This is a genomic window from Anoxybacillus kestanbolensis (assembly GCF_001996285.1).
In the GTDB taxonomy this organism is placed as follows: domain Bacteria; phylum Bacillota; class Bacilli; order Bacillales; family Anoxybacillaceae; genus Anoxybacillus; species Anoxybacillus kestanbolensis_A.
This window is the reverse complement of sequence record NZ_MQAD01000046.1, coordinates 1-1,621: the sequence shown is the minus strand read 5'-3', so window position 1 is coordinate 1,621 and position 1,621 is coordinate 1. Positions and strand designations below refer to the sequence as shown.

Annotated in this window: 1 protein-coding gene; it reads left to right on the top strand. The window is 39.4% G+C overall.

Features of this window, described 5'->3' with window-relative positions; genetic code table 11:
* Positions 1-244 precede the first annotated feature (244 nt).
* Positions 245-1,462, top strand: coding sequence for an RNA-guided endonuclease InsQ/TnpB family protein (locus tag BO219_RS14345; RefSeq protein ID WP_077430003.1), 1,218 nt, complete (start codon positions 245-247; stop codon positions 1,460-1,462).
* Positions 1,463-1,621 lie beyond the last annotated feature (159 nt).

The following is a 1,621-nucleotide window of genomic DNA, read 5'->3' as shown; positions in this document are numbered from 1 at the left end:
AGTTTTAACTCTTGCATGTTCTCCCATCCTTTTTCGACGTTGTTCTTTTTTATCGTACCACATTTCTGCATTTTTTGTCGTTGCGTTATATGGTTCTGTTTTTTCATCCAATCGTAAAAATATATTAAAAATTTTGATAAAATATATTTGAGATCCCACTTCTTTCGTGATTATCTTTACATCTTATTGCATGGTTCTCTTATGAACATGTATAGTAAAAGAGAAAGCGAGGTGAACAACGATCATGATGGCGAATCGAGTGGAAAGGCATATGATTTTCGCCACTCATCCGTATTATCCGATGATCGATGAGTATTGTTTTCGGTCAAAAAATTTGTACAACTTCGCCAACTATCAAGTGAGGCAAACGTTTTTCCAACACGGCACGTATCTTTCTTACAACAAGCTAGACAAGCTGCTGAAAACAGAAGGGATGGATACAGACTATCGAGCGATGCCAATGGCTCAATGTGCTCAACAAACGTTAAGAATGTTGCATCAAAATTGGCAATCATTTTTTAAGTCGATGAAAGATTGGGCAAAAAACAAAGACAAATATACAGGCAGACCGAAACCGCCCAAATATCTCAAAAAAGACGGACGATATGTACTTGTGCTAACGAATCAATCATGCAAAGTCGTCGATGAACAAATCACGTTTCCTGCCTGTTTTCAAGGGTTTCGGTTAAAGACAAACATGAAAGGGAAGCTACAACAAGTCCGATTCGTTCCGAAACACCGCCATATCATCGTCGAAGTCGTTTACAAAATCCCTATTCCAACACAAAAACAAGATAACAACAGATATATCAGTATTGATTTGGGATTAGATAACTTCGCAACCATTGTGAACAATGTGGGCAAACAACCGATCGTCATCAATGGTAAAGGTCTAAAATCCGCCAATCAATACTATAACAAACAAATGAGCCACTACCGCAAAGTAGCGAAACAGATGAATGGACTCGATTGGACAAAACGAATGAGCAAAATGACAGAAAAACGAAACCGCATCGTGGAAAACTTTATGCACCAAGCGAGTGTCTTTGTCATCAAACATGCGCTGTCTTTAGACTGCGATACGATTGTGGTGGGGATGAATAAAGATTGGAAGCGTGAAGTCCATCTCGGAAAGCGCACAAATCAAGCGTTCGTTCACATCCCGTATCAAACGTTTCTTCATCAGTTGCAGTACAAAGCAGCACAGCATGGGATTCGTGTCATCGTGACAGAAGAAAGCTATACATCGAAATGCAGTTTTTTAGACATGGAAGAAATCAAAAAGCAAAAGCAATACAAAGGAACGCGCATCAAGCGAGGACTGTTTCAATCTGAAAATGGAATACTGATTAACGCAGATGTCAACGGGGCATACAACATCATGAGAAAAGTATTCCCAAAGGCGTTCGCCAATGGGATAGCGGGTGTGGGGTTACACCCAATCCGAGTACATGTCGCTTAAACGACGTGGACGGATAAACAATTTTATTAAAATCTTTATCATTATTCTATGATTTTAATAAAATTGATAACCTAATATCCACTTCCGCCGGAAACAATTATTCGGCTAACGATCACGACAATTGCCGGTTTTTTATTAACGCGCTTTATCGTCATGCCG

Excerpts from the sequence above, each read along its gene's own strand:
- BO219_RS14345 (WP_077430003.1), top strand. The coding sequence starts at position 245 with ATGATGGCGAATCGAGTGGAAAGGCATATGATTTTCGCCACTCATCCG.